Source organism: Paenibacillus xylanivorans (assembly GCF_001280595.1).
Classification (GTDB): Bacteria; Bacillota; Bacilli; order Paenibacillales; family Paenibacillaceae; genus Paenibacillus; species Paenibacillus xylanivorans.
Genome location: NZ_LITU01000053.1, coordinates 326467 through 343153 on the forward strand (window position 1 = coordinate 326467; position 16687 = coordinate 343153).

12 protein-coding genes are annotated in these 16687 nt (G+C 45.1%); 9 read left to right on the forward strand and 3 right to left on the reverse strand.

Annotated elements, in window-relative coordinates; translation table 11 throughout:
* The first annotated feature begins 18 nt into the window (after positions 1-18).
* Positions 19-2364, forward strand: a complete 2346-nt coding sequence (locus AMS66_RS11495; protein WP_053780914.1) for a type IA DNA topoisomerase — start codon at positions 19-21, stop codon at positions 2362-2364.
* A 91-nt stretch (positions 2365-2455) separates the two neighbouring features.
* Here AMS66_RS11495 and AMS66_RS11500 read toward each other — a convergent pair whose 3' ends face one another.
* Together AMS66_RS11500 and AMS66_RS11505 are read right to left on the reverse strand one after the other, a co-directional pair.
* Positions 2456-3220, reverse strand: coding sequence for an HAD family hydrolase (locus tag AMS66_RS11500; protein WP_053780915.1), 765 nt, complete (start codon positions 3218-3220; stop codon positions 2456-2458).
* Positions 3221-3263: 43 nt separating this feature from the next.
* Entirely contained in the window at positions 3264-4184 is a 921-nt protein-coding gene (locus AMS66_RS11505; protein ID WP_053780916.1) for an ArsR/SmtB family transcription factor, read from the reverse strand.
* Between the two features lie 200 nt (positions 4185-4384).
* On the opposite strand from AMS66_RS11505, the gene AMS66_RS11510 reads away from it, so the two are divergent.
* From AMS66_RS11510 to AMS66_RS11530, 5 genes are all read left to right on the forward strand, one after another.
* On the forward strand, positions 4385-5584 hold the full coding sequence (locus AMS66_RS11510) for an MFS transporter (protein ID WP_144424470.1): 1200 nt from the start codon (positions 4385-4387) through the stop codon (positions 5582-5584).
* An 83-nt stretch (positions 5585-5667) separates the two neighbouring features.
* Positions 5668-6393, forward strand: coding sequence for a phosphonate ABC transporter ATP-binding protein (locus AMS66_RS11515; protein WP_053780917.1), 726 nt, complete (start codon positions 5668-5670; stop codon positions 6391-6393).
* A 124-nt stretch (positions 6394-6517) separates the two neighbouring features.
* Positions 6518-7735: a hypothetical protein gene (locus AMS66_RS11520; protein ID WP_201782162.1), complete on the forward strand. Its 1218-nt coding sequence runs from the start codon at positions 6518-6520 to the stop codon at positions 7733-7735.
* Complete coding sequence (locus AMS66_RS11525; RefSeq protein WP_024634004.1) at positions 7728-8426, forward strand: response regulator transcription factor; 699 nt, start codon at positions 7728-7730, stop codon at positions 8424-8426. Before AMS66_RS11520 ends, AMS66_RS11525 begins: the two co-directional genes overlap by 8 nt.
* Positions 8423-9922 carry a sensor histidine kinase gene (locus tag AMS66_RS11530; RefSeq protein WP_053780919.1) on the forward strand — a complete coding sequence of 500 codons (1500 nt, stop codon included), beginning with the start codon at positions 8423-8425 and terminating at the stop codon, positions 9920-9922. The genes AMS66_RS11525 and AMS66_RS11530 overlap by 4 nt, the downstream gene beginning before the upstream one ends.
* Positions 9923-9985: 63 nt before the next feature.
* Here AMS66_RS11530 and AMS66_RS11535 read toward each other — a convergent pair whose 3' ends face one another.
* Positions 9986-11212, reverse strand: a complete 1227-nt coding sequence (locus AMS66_RS11535; RefSeq protein ID WP_053780920.1) for a glucose-1-phosphate adenylyltransferase — start codon at positions 11210-11212, stop codon at positions 9986-9988.
* A 195-nt stretch (positions 11213-11407) separates the two neighbouring features.
* Between AMS66_RS11535 and glgB the strand changes: the two genes are divergently transcribed.
* The 3 genes from glgB to AMS66_RS11550 all read left to right on the forward strand — a co-directional run bounded on the left by glgB (position 11408) and on the right by AMS66_RS11550 (position 16628).
* Positions 11408-13408 (forward strand): 1,4-alpha-glucan branching protein GlgB, encoded by a 2001-nt coding sequence (gene glgB / locus AMS66_RS11540; protein ID WP_053780921.1) that lies wholly within the window; start codon positions 11408-11410, stop codon positions 13406-13408.
* Positions 13405-14847, forward strand: coding sequence for a glycogen synthase GlgA (glgA, locus tag AMS66_RS11545; RefSeq protein WP_053780922.1), 1443 nt, complete (start codon positions 13405-13407; stop codon positions 14845-14847). The genes glgB and glgA overlap by 4 nt, the downstream gene beginning before the upstream one ends.
* Positions 14848-14921: 74 nt before the next feature.
* Positions 14922-16628 carry a right-handed parallel beta-helix repeat-containing protein gene (locus AMS66_RS11550; RefSeq protein ID WP_053780923.1) on the forward strand — a complete coding sequence of 569 codons (1707 nt, stop codon included), beginning with the start codon at positions 14922-14924 and terminating at the stop codon, positions 16626-16628.
* Positions 16629-16687: the final 59 nt, after the last annotated feature.

A 16687-nucleotide genomic window follows, 5' to 3' on the forward strand; every position in this document is an offset into this window, starting at 1 on the left:
AGGAGGAGAGATGGACGGATGAAGACACTGGTTATTGCGGAAAAGCCTGACATGGGCCGAACCATTGCCGCCGTCATAGAACCAAGAGCCAAGAACAATCGCAATTATTTGGAAGGTGAGCATTACATTATCACCTGGGCGATTGGCCATCTATTGGGACTTGCTGAACCGGATGCCTATGATTCAAAGTATAAGCGCTGGAATATCGGCGATCTGCCGATCATTCCGGATCAGTTCAAGATTGTGCCCAACCCCAGAACGAAAGATCAACTGAAAATGATCGGAGAACTTGCAAAAAGAGCATCGGCCATCGTTAATGCTTGTGATGCAGGGCGAGAAGGACAGTATATTTTCGCCTTAATTCAACAGCAGTTGAAACTGCGTCAGCCTGTAAAGCGTCTCTGGATATCAGATCTGACCGCAGAGAGTATTAAACGTGGTTTTGATGGTTTGAAAGATGCTTCAGAATTTGAAAATTTGACTCAAGCTGCCCGGGCTCGTAGTGAAGCGGATTGGCTAATTGGCATGAATGCATCCAGGGCTTTTACGACTCGACATAATGCCTTGCTTTCCGTAGGCCGAGTGCAGACTCCGGTGCTGGCTTTGATCTATGATCGGGAAATTGAGATTGAAGCATTCCAGTCCCAGACCTTTTATGAAGTGGCCGCATGGTTTCGTCAGGAAGGAGTGGAGTACAGGGGATTACGTCAAGGGGACAAGCTAACCGACCCCGCCGTTGCTGAATCGATTGCTACCAGTGTGAAGGGAAAATCGGGACAGATCACCAAGTACGAAGCAAAACAGACCAAAGAGTATCCATACCGGTTGTATGATCTGACCCTTTTGCAGCGTGAAGCAAATGCGAAGTATGGATACGGGGCGAAGAAAACGTTGGATATTGCACAGGCCCTTTACGAGAAACATAAGGTGATCTCTTATCCACGGACCAATTCGAACTATGTTACGGAACAGAATATTGAAGGTATGCATAAAACGCTGAATCTGCTCAAAAATGGATCGTACAGTGAATTGGCGCTAGGAGCAAAACCTGAACTCGTTCATAAAAATAACAAGAGTGTATGTAACCCGTCCAGAGTTGAGGATCACCATGCGATATTGCCTACATTGAAACGACCGGGTACGTTATCCAAGGATGAACAGAATATCTATGATCTGATCGTAAGGCGTTTCTTATCCCATTTCTATCCGCCAGCAGAGTATAAACAGCATACTGTGCTAACCGAAGTTGAGAAGCACCAGTTCAAGACTTCTGTGAAAGAACTGCTCTCGCTGGGTTGGAAAGTGGTACTGGGATCTGCGGATCAGGAACAGACAAGCAAGAAAAAGACGAAGAAAAACAGCAACGAAGAAGAGGAAGCAGAGGAATGGACGGACAAGGCATTTGCTGTTCAGCCAGAATTGCCTGTTCACTGTACAAAAAGTGAATTCAAGGAGAAGGCGACACAGCCTCCCAAAAGTTATACCGAGGGTACATTGCTGAAAGCGATGGAAAGTGCAGGGAAGCAGATCGAAAATGAAGAGTTGCGCGATGCGATGAAAGACAGTGGACTTGGTACACCAGCGACTCGTGCGGCAACGATTGAAAGACTTAAAAACGTGGGTTACATTACGATGCAGGGTAAAAAGATGCAACTGACGTTAAAGGGTAGGACCGCCATTGAATTGATCCGCAAGGCAGGCGTAGATTTGTTAACTTCGCCTGAGATGACGGGCCAATGGGAAAGAAGATTGTACCAAATTTCCAAAGGTGAAGCGGGCCAGGATAAGTTCATGGAGAACGTCAAGAAATTTACCATGTCCATCATTGATAAAGTACGTGTGCAGGCACCGGCACCAGCGGATGCTTTTGGGGAAGATACACGTGGGGCGCGGGGGAAAGGCAAGGGAGCCGGAGCCCAGAGAACCAGCACCAGAACTTCCGCCAAGACATCAGGTACAGGTGCGGGTACCAGTGCAGGTGCGAAGACTACACGTCAAACGACGGGGGCTTCATCGAAAACTGGCAGTGTCGTGAACTCGACGGCACAAACACGTTCTTCAGCTCCGGGCCAACCAGGTGTTCGTGAAACGTTGGCATCCTGTCCATCGCCGGGTTGCACCGGTCAGATTATTGAAGGCAAAAAAGGTTTTGGCTGCACACGTTTCAAGGAAGGTTGCGGGTTTGTCATTTGGAAAGAGTACGTCGGCAAGAAAATCACAAGTACGATGTTGAAAGCGTTGATTGAGAAGGGCAGCACTCAGGTACTGGCTTTTAAACGGAAAGACGGAAGTACGGTGAAGGCGCGTATTATTTTGCAAGATAAGGCAACAGGAAAACTGTCTGCCGAGAAGCAAGATGCTTAATTTTTTTTGGATTCAAAGGCCAAAAAAGATCGTGAATCCCGATCTACCAGTGCCAAATTCTATAATAATTAAATGAATAAGAAAAGGACCCTTATCCAAGGGTCCTTTTTTGTTGCTGCTGTTGTATATTTTCATGGATGACCTTCGGTACCTCTTCCAGGGCTGTAATGGTATACATCGATGTCTCAGGATTTGGTTGAAGCTCCACCATGTTGTATTGCCATTCGTTTGGCTGTTTGATATATATACTATGGATACCAGCCGTCACTGCTGGCATGATGTCTGTGCGCAGTGAATTTCCAATCATCCACGTTGCACGACGCTCAAACGGGCCAGTAGAGAGAATACCTTCAAGCGCTTCAATGTTCTTATGTTGCCGAATATAGATCCGGTCATCGAAATAAGCCGAGAGCTTCATCTGGTCAATCTTCCGCTGCTGAATTACGGTTTCTCCACCTGTGTACAGGTAGAGGGCATGTCCAGCCGATTTGAGATTCTCTAATGTTTCAACCATATGAGGATAAGGCTCAACCTCTTGGTCATATACACTCATTCCCAATTTGGTGAGGTAAGACTCCTCTTGGCGAGAGGTGGGCTTTGCGAACTTCTGGGAGAAGTAACGGTAGGTATCAATAAGGGATTGCGGGAAATGGTGACTTGCAAATCCAAGTTTGTTGACCCCGGTTACATCGATCTCCAGCTGTTTCTCCCTAATTTGTTGAATCGTCAGGGCATGTCCGTCAAACCACTCCTGCATGTTCTCGAAGAATTCACCAAGCACCAGATTGAAATATTTATTGCAGTACACAAGTGTATCATCGAGATCAAACAAAATATGTTGTTTTATTATTTTCATATCTAATTCACTCCTTGCAGCCAGCAGCACAGTTGTTCATATTTTATATGCGAATATAAGATTCCAGGAACATGTTCAATTCAGATACGCCATCCGGTCGAATACTGTATTTCTCTTTACGATTACTGCCGAGCAAATGGGTTCGTAGCAATCCGGCGATGCGCAGCGCCATTACCTGATCTTTAACCATATCCTCGTCTTTGTCTAGTTCCTCACACATCTCAGCGAGCGACTTCGGTTCACCTGAAACGTAACGGAGCAGACGAAGTCTTTCCGGATCGGCCAGGGCATGTGTGAAACGAAGCAGACAGGTTGGTGGTTGGTCTTCATCCTCTTCCGGTGCATCCACAGGATACTGCATGATCATCATGCCCTCATAGAAGCAGTACATATTAATGGGGCGGTTGTGAACAGTTGGAAACAGGATTACTTCATCCAGTCCAGGCATTGGTTCAACCAGAACACCCGCTGTAGCATATTCAATAAGTAATTCAGGTCCCATTTTATCCAACAGTATGCGTTTCTCTTCAGCGTCTTCCTCCAGCCAGGTACGATAATCCTCACTCATATGCTGGCAGTAATGCTGATCCCAGAGTCGCAAAAGTGGCACATAGCTGTCCCGAATACGTGTAGATTCTTCTATTGTAAGATGGGGTAGCAGAGCAGATACGCGTGCGAACAGCTCTGCGGCTGTCAGTCCAGCAAGCATATCCAGAAAATCAATATTCTCATTAGAAGCGTTCCGATAGGCTGCCCATGCAAACAAAACGTCAAAGTCATCAAAAGGCCAGGTGGCAGCGGGTGCGAGCGCAGCTCGAACATTGGAACTTAGTTTGCCTTCCACCTCAATGATCCATTCGGGGCCGACATCCAGATGTTGAATCCACTTCTTTGTAACATATACCAAAAAGCTATTGAGCATTTCATATATAGGTGAAACATCGATTTTAACATGATAAGCCATATGATGCAGAATCCTCCCGTCACATCTAATGTACGCAGCGACTTAAGTACTATTATGGCTTGTTTTGCAGGGCGTTGTCCACTATAATGTTCAAGTCCAGGGCAAAACCCCTGGCGTAGCCATGCATGATCAATAGAATAGTTATAACATGCGATGGATCGTCAGAGATGGCGATTTTTCTTTGTATGCTTGCAGGAGGAATGATTTTCGTGTCATCGATAACCACCCCAAAATTGTCACATTCTACATCAAACTATCTTATTCTGATTACCGTTATTGTTGTGGCGGGTATCAGCCAGGGGCTTTTATTGCCTGTGCTATCCATATTTTTGGAGCAAAAAGGAGTCTCGCCGGGTTTAAACGGATTGAATGCAGCCGCATTGTACGTTGGCTCTTTTGCAATGACCTTGGTAGCGGAGCGACTGCTGGGAGCAATTGGTTTCAAAAAGCTGATTATTGGCGGACTGTTATTTGTCATGATTCCCCTGATCCTGTTTCCTTATTTTCCGGATATCAAAATTTGGTTCATTTTGCGTCTCGTCGTCGGAATTGGTGATAGTGCACTTCATTATTCTGCCCAGTTATGGGTACTTCTGGTCACCGCACCCGAAAAACGAGGACGATACATCTCTTTATATGGCATGTCCTATGGTTTAGGATTCAGTATCGGGCCGCTGGGAATCAAGCTACTCGGGTTTGGTGATGCTGTACCATTCTGGGTATTGTTTGTTTGTATGGCCGCAGTGCTTGTCCTTGTATTAATGAAGCTTCCCGACACGAAGCCGGAGAAGGCAGAACATGGACAATTGCCTGAACGCCGTTTCCGTCGCAGTCTGGCCTGGGCATGGTATGCGCTGTTGCCTGCGTTATTGTACGGTTATATGGAAGCCGGGATGAACAGTAATTTTCCGGTATACGGTCTGCGCATTGGATTGGATGCCAATCAAATATCGTCTTTGCTGCCATTTGTCGGAATCGGTGGTCTGTTCCTGCAATTACCCCTAGGCATGTTGAGTGACCGTTATGGTCGAAAGCAAATGTTAATGTTTGCCGGCATTACTGGAGGCATCATCTTCATGCTGGTTCCTGTGGCCGGTACACATTTCTGGTGGACGCTGGTGCTGTTGACCATAGCCGGAGGCCTGGTTGGTTCATTTTTCTCGCTTGGCCTGGCCTATGCCGCAGATATTTTGCCAAAAGCGCTGCTGCCTGCAGCGAATGTGGTAGCCTCATTTCATTTTACAATTGGGAGCATCATTGGACCGAATCTGGGTGGGCAAGTGATCAACTGGATTTCACCCGGAAGCATGTTTATTTTGCTTGGATTCATGTATCTTCTTTTTGGTGCAGCAGGTGTATTATTTCGTCGTAAACCAATGCTCGAATCTGTGGTAAAATAGAAGCTGGTGTTCGCATGGAAATTGATGTCCATTTCCGAGTACACTAGTAGTAGGGAAAAACATGGACAAGAGGAGACATCGCGATGATCAGAGTTGAGGGTTTAAGCAAATCCGTTGGAGCGGACCGGGTTCCGGTTCTGCGGGATATACAATTCGATATGCAACAGGGAGAAATGATCGGTGTAGTAGGCTCAAGTGGGAGCGGAAAAAGCATGCTGCTTAAATGCCTTGCTATGATGGAAAAATGGGACAGTGGTCGATTTACGGTGGACGGAGCCGAGATTATAAAAGAAGGTTGGTCCGGAAAACGGAAAATTAAACGGGAATGGGCATACTTGGAGCAGAATCCGCAATTGTATCCGAGACGTACAGCTTTGAAAAATGTATTGATCGGTCGGTCTGGTCAAACCCCTTTATGGAGAATGGTAACAGGCATGGTTCGTTCCGATGATTATATGGGCGCAATGGATTACCTGGAAGGGCTCGGGTTGCTGGATAAAGCACACCAGACGGCAGAGAAGCTCAGTGGTGGAGAGAAGCAGCGTGTTGCGATTGCCAGAGCGCTTGCGCATGGTGCGAAAGTTGTATTGGCGGATGAACCTGTCATTGGGCTTGATCCTCATACAGCAGATACGGTGCTGGAAACGCTGCGCAAATTGTGCGAAGAGGAACGTGCTACCGTGATTGCAGTATTGCCAATTGAAATGGCAGAGAAACATGCAACCCGCATCTGGGGTCTAGCGGGAGGCAAGATTGCTTTTGATATACGGGGACGTCGGTTGACACAGCAAGAAAAAAATATGATTTAAACTATTGAAAAGAGTGATGAATTTGCTTAATTCACGGTGGGGGCGCCTGTTAGCGGGGGGAGCATTAACGATCCTGCTCGGTTCAGTCCTTAGCGGATGTACTGTCATAAGCGATCCTAAGGGCATGATGAGAAAACCATTGATGTCTACAGACAAGGAAAAATTATTAAATGTGGTCCAGCATGAGCAGCCACCCGAAAGCAAATTGATTCGTCCAAAAGACATGAATAACACCAGTATGATTCGTGTAGAAGATCTGAATGGAGATGGTACTCGGGAAGCCATCGTTTTCTATGAGACCCCGAATGAGAATGTGCGAATTCATGGCATGTTATTGGAGGAGCAGGGGGATTCTTGGGTAAAGAAGTTGACATTTGATGTTCCGGGCAATGAACTGCAATCGTTCAAAGTTTTGGACATTACCAATGATGGGAATCCGGATATTATTCTAGGTGTAAGTTTACAAGAACAGAGAGCGTTAACTGCTTATTCTTATAAAGCTGGGGCACTTGAACAAGTATTGGGTGGTGTTCCATATAACCAATACATTATAGATGATGTTCAAGGGAACACCCTCGACTTAAACGGGGACAAGAAAAATGATTTCGCAATCGTATCTCTGAACAATAGCGGATTTGCATCTATTGCGTTGTATCAGTACGACGAAGGCAGCTTCAAGGAAGTTGACAGAATGCAGACGGATTACACTGTGAAAGAGATTTATAATGCTCTCGGTGGTCAGATTGCCAAAGATAAAGTCGGTATCGTACTGGATTCGGAGCTGGATGACCGGAGTACATTCTCACAGATCATATACGTTAAAGATAACAAACTAGTGAATGCTTTTAAATCGCCTGATCAAACCTACAGAGATGACAAAATTTTAAGCGGTGATGTCGACAATGATGGTATTATTGAGTTTGGATTAAAGGAGACGCCTAAAGGATGGGAGCATTATGTATTTGATTCCCGGATGTGGTTTTATACCTTTTATCAATGGGATGGCAAGGATGACAAGAAATTTGTATCATTCCAATATCGGGATGATGCTGATTTATTCCACTTGAATCTGAAGCCCGAGTGGTATGGGAAGATTACCATTGATACCAAATCGGAAAAAGAAAAATACATTCGTTTCAAAATGATTGATACCGATGAAACCGTAGGTGAAATTAAATATTTCACACTTTCCCAGTGGGAACAGGAAAAAGGAAAAGGTTGGAAGGAAATTACCCGGACGAATGATCGGGTTATTGCTTCGCGCGGTGCACAACTGGATGCCAACGATGGATTGCTTGACAATATACCGCAACTGAATAGAAAGGAAGAACTTAATGAGTAAAGTACTTATTCTTGAGGATGAAGAATCCATCCGCAGTTTTATTGTTATTAATTTGAAGAGAAACGGGTTCGAAGTGCTCGAAGCGGGAGACGGCCACGAAGCGCTTCGTATTCTGCAAACCGTTCCAGATATTGACCTAGCTTTGCTGGATGTTATGGTTCCTGGCATTGACGGATTTGAAGTGTGTCGTCGCATTCGTGAAACGAATGAGCGGTTGGGTATTATTTTCCTGACAGCCAAAGTGCAGGAGCAGGACAAGGTATATGCACTCTCGGTTGGAGCAGATGATCACGTAAGCAAGCCGTTCAGTCCAACCGAGTTGATTGCACGCATCCAGTCCTTGTTGCGTCGGGTGAACGTTCACCGGGAGACGGCTGCCAAGGTAACGTTCCAATCGGGACCATTTTCACTGGATTTGATCTCCAAACAATTCAAGAAGCAGAATGAATTAATTGAGTTAACACCAACCGAATTTTCCTTGATTCAATTCTTCCTGGAAAAAGAAAACACACCGCTTAGTCGAGATGTACTGCTGGATCACGTGTGGGGCAAAGAGTATATGGGTGATCCGAAAATCGTGGACGTAAACATTCGCCGCTTGCGCCAGAAAATTGAAAACAATCCTTCCGAACCTGAATACCTGCAAACTGTATGGGGCCACGGTTATAAATGGAAGGGCCGGGATCAATGATCAAAAAAGGCATCACACGGCAGATCGTACTACATTACTTTATTGTAGTTTTTCTAGCTCTGCTGTTGGTCGAATTCGTATTTATGCTGGCGGTGCAAAGATATTATTACGAAAGTATTTATAATACAATCAGTACCCATATCTCCAATTCGAAGGATTTTTTTGAGCCTCTAGCCCGTGAAAGCAATACCGAAGATGGGAAGAACCTTTCCAAACTTCTTGTTAATCTGGCACTTGATAATACAGAACTTGAAATTCTGGATTTGAATAGTCATGTGTTAGCGAGTTCGACTGCTTTTGAATCTGACCGTGCCGTGCTGCAAACGAGTGATATTCAACAGGCTTTAAATGGTGGCATGGGACGCTGGGTAGGCAGACAACCGGGCACAGGAGAGCAGGTCATGGCCGTTTCCCATAAGTTTGATTTGGGCGGCGAAAATACGTATGTTATTCGATACCTAACATCGCTCGAAAATGTGAATTCCAAGTTATTGTTCATGGGGATGCTTGCGATTGTAGTAGGTGTTGGCGTTCTGGCAATTGTCTTGATTATTAGTATAGGTATGGCCAATTCCATTGTACGACCGATTAACAACATTACGGCGGTGTCCGCTCAAATGGCCCGAGGACGTCTGGATGTCAGAGTTAAGGGTAACTACAAACATGAATTAGGCGAACTGGCATCCACTCTGAATTTTATGGCACATGAAATTGTGCGCAGTAATCAGATCAAGGACGATTTTATCTCTTCGATTTCTCATGAATTGCGGACACCTCTGACCAGTATCAAAGGGTGGAGCGAAACCCTGGATTCTGGCGGATACGATCCGGATGAGACGAGAATCGGGATGGGTATTATTTCCAAGGAAACCGAGCGTCTGATCGGACTTGTTGAAGAAATGCTTGATTTCTCCAAGTTGCAGCAAAATCAGATGAAGTTGGTGAAAGGAACAGTCAGCATTCGTGAGATTGTTCAGGAAACCATGTTGAATGTTTGGGCAAAAGCTGAACAAAAACAGATACACCTCAAGTTGGAAAGTGATGAAAATCGGGCTTTCAATGTTTTTGGGGATGGCAATAGGCTGAAACAAGTATTCCTTAATTTGGTGGATAATGCAATCAAGTTTTCACATGAGAATTCCTGGATATTCTTAACCGTTAAAGAAGAAGAGGGTCAGATTTTGGCTTCTGTGCAAGATACGGGGATTGGAATCAGTGAAGAGCATCTCATTAAAGTACGTGACCGATTCTTCCAGGTGAATCATCAGAACGGGGGAACAGGGCTGGGACTTGCGATAACTCAGGAACTAGTCGAATTGCATGATGGAACAATCACAATGCAAAGTGAACTCGGAACGGGTACAACTGTGACGGTGTCGTTACCAGCTTTACCGGAGTATGAGACGGTGGAGGATCCCATTCTGCAGAATGATGAAACCGAAGTGACTCTCGATCCGAAATTAACTCAAGCAGAGTCTGATCAGAAAAAGTTTTGATTTCTTTATAAAGATTGTTTTGCACCAAAAAAGGCGAGCCATATGGCTCGCCTTTTCTTTATGTTATGAAGAAAGTTCACCAGCGCGCAGACGGCCGCTTTTCTCATAAACATCTTTCAGCATACGTACAGGTTGTGTACGTACAGCCGGTTTAGCGGAGACAATCTCATTAGGTCCGACAACCATAATTTCATCCGCTGTACCTTTGACAATGGCACCATCTTTGATAATGGCGCCTTCACCAATGATTGCGCGTTCGATATGAACACCGCGACCTACCCGAGCATTTGGCATTATCACGCTGTCTTTAACCTCAGAGCCTTTACCAACTTCGGCTCCGCAGAAAATAACAGAACGTTCCGCACGGCCATCCATGGCGCAGGATTCATGTATCATGGATTGCAGGAGCTCGGCACGCGTCTGACGAGCTTTGTATGCACTCGGTTTGGTTCTCCAGTCACGAGTAAACATCGGCCAGTCTTCTTTTTGCAGGCTCCAGTCTTCATCGTTATGAAGCAGATCCATGTGCGCATCCCATAAACTCTTCACCGTACCCACGTCTTTCCAATAACCATTGAAGTTATATACGAAGAGGGGGGTGTTTTCATTCAACATTTGGGGAATGACATCTTTACCGAAGTCATGGCTGGATTCCGGATTAGCGGCATCTTCGAGCAGGTGGCGTTTCAGGTATTCCCATTTGAACATGTAAATTCCCATGGACGCCAGATTGCTTTTCGGTTCGGCCGGTTTCTCGGCAAACTCCGTTACTCTCAGACTGTCATCAGCTGCCATAATGCCGAAGCGATGAGCTTCCTCCCAAGGAACTTCCATAACAGAAATGGTCGCTACCGCTTCATTAGCTGTATGAGCTTCCAACATTTCACGATAATTCATATGATAAATATGGTCACCCGACAAAATTAGAACATTTTCGGGGTTTTGTTGGTCTATATAGTCGATATTTTTATAAATAGCATCCGCGGTTCCCAAGTATTCGTCATTTCCTGTATGATAAGATGGAAGTAAGGAAATTCCTGCCTCACTTGAAGTACCATGTCCCCAAGGTTCTCCTCCACCAATGTGATCATGTAATGAATCAGCTTGGTACTGTGTCAAAACACCTACAGTATCGATTCCTGAGTTTACGCAGTTGCTGAGGGGAAAATCGATAATCCGGTAGTGCCCGCCAAACGGTACAGCGGGTTTTGCGATACTCGAGGTTAAAGGGGCCAATCTCTTCCCTTCTCCTCCCGCCAACAGCATAGCGATGCAATCTTTATTAAACATAATCGTTTCCCTCCCAAGATAATTGTCCAGTGTAGTACATACATAAACGCAATGTGGAGCTATTGAAACGATGTATACTGTAAAATTCCTGAAAAATTACAACATTTTTTTAAACACCGCATTTTTCTTTTCAACTTGGCTAGAATGGGGTAATGGTTACTGTTATATCTATTTTCTGGAGAAGAAGGTGATCTCTTGGCCATTCAACCGTTAGCAAACCCGGAAATTTCGCCGGAGCACATTTATTTATTTCATGAAGGAAACCTTCATCACAGTTATCGAATAATGGGCGCACAGCCTGCGTTCGAAGAAGACCGTCAGGGGTACCGTTTTACTGTGTGGGCTCCGAATGCCACAGAAGTAGGCCTGGCTTTAGACCGTAATGGATGGAAAGGTGAACAGGAACCTTTATATAAGATACCCGATTCTGGATTTTGGAGTCGTTTTATTCCGGAAATCAGTGAAGGAACATTATACAAATTCCGTATATTAACGGAAGATGGCACCGAACTGCTTAAAGCTGACCCTTATGCTTTCCAGGCAGAAGTTCGTCCGCGTACGGCATCTGTCACCAGTTCCATTGAAGGTTATAAATGGAACGATGGAGCCTGGAGACGCAAACAACGGGGCGTGTATAATAAACCTCTACATATTTATGAAATGCATGCTGGAACCTGGAAACGGAAAGAAGACGGAACTCTTTACAGTTATCGTGAAATTGCGGATTTGCTTGTTCCTTATTTGTTGGAGATGAATTATACCCATGTAGAGATGATGCCCCTGAGTGAACATCCTTACGACCTTTCGTGGGGGTATCAAAACACAGGATTTTTTGCGCCAACCAGCCGTTATGGGCAGCCTAAAGATCTGATGTATCTGATTGATACTCTACATCAGGCAGGAATAGGCGTATTGCTCGATTGGGTTCCCGCACATTTTGCCAAGGATGCTCATGGCTTGCGTTTGTTTGATGGAACGCCTTTGTATGAATATGCAGATCCACTGTTAGCAGAGAGACCAGGCTGGGGCACCCTCAGCTTTGACTACTCCAAACCCGAGATTCGTTCGTTTTTAATCTCGAATGCATTGTACTGGATGGAAATGTACCATTTCGACGGACTTCGGGTCGACGCCGTAACCAGTATGCTTAAGCTGGATTTCGAAAAGCAGCCAGGACAATACCGAACCAATAATGAAGGTGGCCTGGAAAACAAGGAAGCTGTTGCTTTTTTGCAGCAGTTGAATGAAACGGTCTTTAAGTATTTTCCATATGCGCTGATGATGGCAGAAGAATCCAGTGCATGGCCGATGGTTACATCGCCAGTGGATCAGGGTGGGCTGGGTTTCAACTACAAATGGAACATGGGTTGGATGAATGATACGCTTGACTACATGGAATCTGATTTTCACGAGCGTCCTTCCAAACATCATTTGCTGACATTCCCTGTCGTATACTCCTTTGCTGAAAATTACGTGCTTCCTCTGTCTCATGACGAGGTCGTTCATGGCAAAAAGTCGCTCCTAGACAAGATGCCAGGAACATACGAGCAGAAATTTGCCGGCATGCGTGCCTTCATGGGGTACTTCATGACATTCCCAGGCAAAAAACTGCTGTTTATGGGTGGAGAATTCGGCCAGTTTATCGAATGGAAAGATGAAGATCAACTGGACTGGTTTTTGCTGAACTACGACAGTCACCGTAAACTCCACAAGTTTGAACGGGATCTGTCCGAGCTATACTTGGGCGAAAAAGCTTTATGGGAGCTTGATCATTCCTTTGAGGGTTATGAATGGATCACTCCGGATGATCAGGACCAAAGTGTCATTTCATATGTTCGCAAAGGAAAAAAACCTGCGGATACACTCCTTGTGCTTATTAACTTTCAGCCGGTCAAGCGGGAGCGTTACCGGATTGGTGTCATGCGTCCCGGTATGTATACCGAAGTTCTGAATAGTGATCATTCCGATTACGGCGGATCAGGCATTATCAATGATATGCAGCTCACTACAGAAAAGATTCCTTTTCATGGGCAACCACATAGTCTGGAAATTGTTTTGCCTCCGCTAAGCGTAGTTATTTTAAAAAAGAATACACGTCGGAAAACGGTTGAGTCGCTCATTGATGTCACTCCCGTCAAATCAAGTACAACGAAAGACAGCACTACAGTTAAACCCAAAAGGAGGACGAAGGCATGAATATTCTATTTGCTGCTGCTGAAGTACATCCATTTATCAAAACCGGAGGTCTTGCTGACGTCATTGGTGCGTTGCCACAGGCGCTAAAGAAAAGTGGGGCAGATGTTCGTGTCATTTTACCCAAATACAAAAGCATTCCGGATGAGTACAAAGAGGCGATGGAGCCTGTCATCACAACGGATGTCCCCCTTGGCTGGCGCAGACCTTATTGTGGAATAGAGATGCTGGTCCATGACGGAATTCCTGTTTATTTTGTGGACAATGAATACTATTTTGGACGGGATGGCGTGTACGGATATATGGATGATGGCGAGCGTTTCGCCTTCTTCAATCGTGCTGTTCTCGAAGTGTTGCCGCAAATCGAATTCAAGCCGGATGTGCTGCACAGTCACGATTGGCACGCAGGAATGATTCCTTTACTGCTGGAGGCTCACTATGCACATGATCCGTTTTACAGTGAGATCAGAACCGTTTTTACGATACATAACCTGTTATATCAAGGTGTGTTTCCACATGAGTTATTCAGTGATCTGCTTGAACTGGACGATCGCTATTTCACAGTGGATGGAGCAGAATATTACAGTAACGTCAATTTCCTGAAAGCAGGAGTTGTCTTTGCGGATCATGTAACGACCGTCAGCCCGACCTACGCCCAGGAAGTACAAACCTCCTATTATGGCTATGGTCTGGATGGGTTGCTCAGTTCACTAGGAGAGCGTTTCAGTGGGATTGTCAACGGTATCGATACAAAGAGTTACAACCCGGCAGCGGATAACAAAATTGCGGTAAAATACAGAACCAGCCTGTCCAAGAAAATAGAGAACAAGATCGAACTGCAGAAGGAGCTAGGTCTGCCTGTACGTCCGGATGCTCCACTTATGGTGATGGTTACTAGGCTTGTGGATTCAAAAGGACTGGATCTGGTCTGCCGTGTATTGGATGAATTATTATATTATGACGACATTCAATTCGCAGTATTGGGTACGGGGGATCCGGCTTATGAGCACTGGTTCCGTGAGGCGGCTAATCGTTATCCGCTGAAAATGTCTGCCCAGATTACATTCAACGATGGATTATCCCGCCGTTTCTATGCAGGCAGTGATCTCTTCCTGATGCCATCAAGGTTCGAGCCATGTGGTATTAGCCAGTTGCTTGCACTCCGCTATGGCAGCGTACCACTTGTCCGGGAAACAGGGGGTCTGAACGATACGGTGCAGGCATACAATGAATTCAGTGGTGAGGGGAATGGATTCTCTTTCACTAGCTTTAATGCCCATGATATGATGAACACCATTCGCCGTGCAGAGGCATTATACCGTCAGCCAGAGCATTGGAAAAAGATCGTGAAAAACGCAATGAGCGGAGACTATAGCTGGAACGTCTCAGCTGAAGAGTATATGGATATTTATCGCCGCATAACGCTTGAATCTGTGAAATAGTTCTGCACAAATGAGCCGCAGTATATTCGTACTGCGGCTTTTTTTGTACGATCATAAGAGGAGGCGAATTTAAAATGAACAACTACATTAATTTTACGTCTACTTACAAACCTAATTTGCAGTCTTTAAGCAGTGCTGACGGGTATGATGCCGTCAAAATGAATGAAATATTTAGTCAGATTATGGGCAATATCGCGGCTGTGCAATCCTCGCTGACAGGAAGCCTTATTGATGTGAGGAGCTTTGCTCCAGGAGATGGAAGTGATCAGACAGCCCAGATCAAGGCTTTTTTTAACTCGGCACAGGAAGGTGATGTTTTATTATTTACGCCAGGGCACTATAAAGTCGTCAAGACGGGATGGTTCTATACGTTTAGTGGGCGATCCGTCATCATTAAGGCACTGCCAGGCGCAATCTTGGAGGTCTCGGATCAGGGGATCCGGATTGAAGGCAGCAATCATGTAGAGATATGCGGTTTGACCTTGGTACGTACGACTCAAGCAGCTTGGAGTAAAAATAAGACGGGGCTACACATCGAAGATTCTAGCAATGTACTATTACAGCATAATGATATTAGCAAGTTTACAGATGGAATCGGAGTCAATGGTTCGAGCAGCCAGGACAACCCCGCCAGAAATGTCGTTATACGAAACAATAAACTGCATCATTTGGGAGAAGAACCGATTGCAGTTCGAAATCATTTGATTTTTGTGATAATTCGTGAGAATGATTGTTCCAGATATCTTGGGGATGGCATCCTGGTCAAGGGAACATGGCATGTTTCGATCACCGACAATTTTCTGCACACTCCTGTACTATCCAGTGATCCAGATTATGCTACTTTTTCAGGCGGACAACAAGTGAAAAATATGCCTAAAGTTGGTGGTGGGGTCACCTGTAACAATGAGGGAGGAGAGACCGGAGCTAAAAACCTGCATATTCATGGCAATAGGATGATCGGAACAGCATTTGGTGTGGGTCTTATCGGATTCGAAGGCGCGTTTGTGACCTCTAATTATTTTTATGATATCAAAACAACCTCCGTCATTTCTGTGTCTTTCTCCTCATCGATATATAATCCAAATAACGTCAGCAACCATCTGTTTGTAATCCAGGGCAACCTGATTGATACCATCTCCAGACCAAATGCTACCGCTGCCATTGAAGCAAAAACGAGTACTGGTGCAGAAGGCATGGACATCGGAATGATATCAGACAACATCATCATTCCGAGAGGGAAACACTGGGGAATTGTCGCGGATGGACATATTATCGTAAAAGGCAATTACATTGCCGAAGCAGGAATAGCTATGGATATTGCCAATGGAGTGATTGCATCGAGCAATATCATTGAGCCCGGTTTTGAAACAACCAATCCTGACCGAATGGTCAGTTTGCATAATGATTGTACATTTTCTCATAATTCAATTACAGGAAAAGGTACTTGTCTTCAATTACGAGGCTCCAACAATATCATAACTGGAAATCGCTTGAAATATGAGGGAACTTGGTGGGCGGTGCATCTGGACATTGTTAATAACACGGTGGAGGGCAATATCATAAGAGACAACATGCTGAGAGTTACGGCGAATGCGACAGGACGTTTCCTGTTTGGCGCCAGTCCCTGGACAGATGGGAAAAACATAGTTGTTGATTTGGTTAGAGATAATAATGGAGCGTTATACCAATTGGTAAACGAACTGGTCATGATGGGTCCGAATTCTACGCGGTGGAGAATAACGATAGATGCGAAAGGGGATTTGAAAACGACGAAGTTATAGCTGTGGTCTAACTCTTCGTCAGAAAATTCCTGAAGTATCCGATGAAAATAATAATTTAT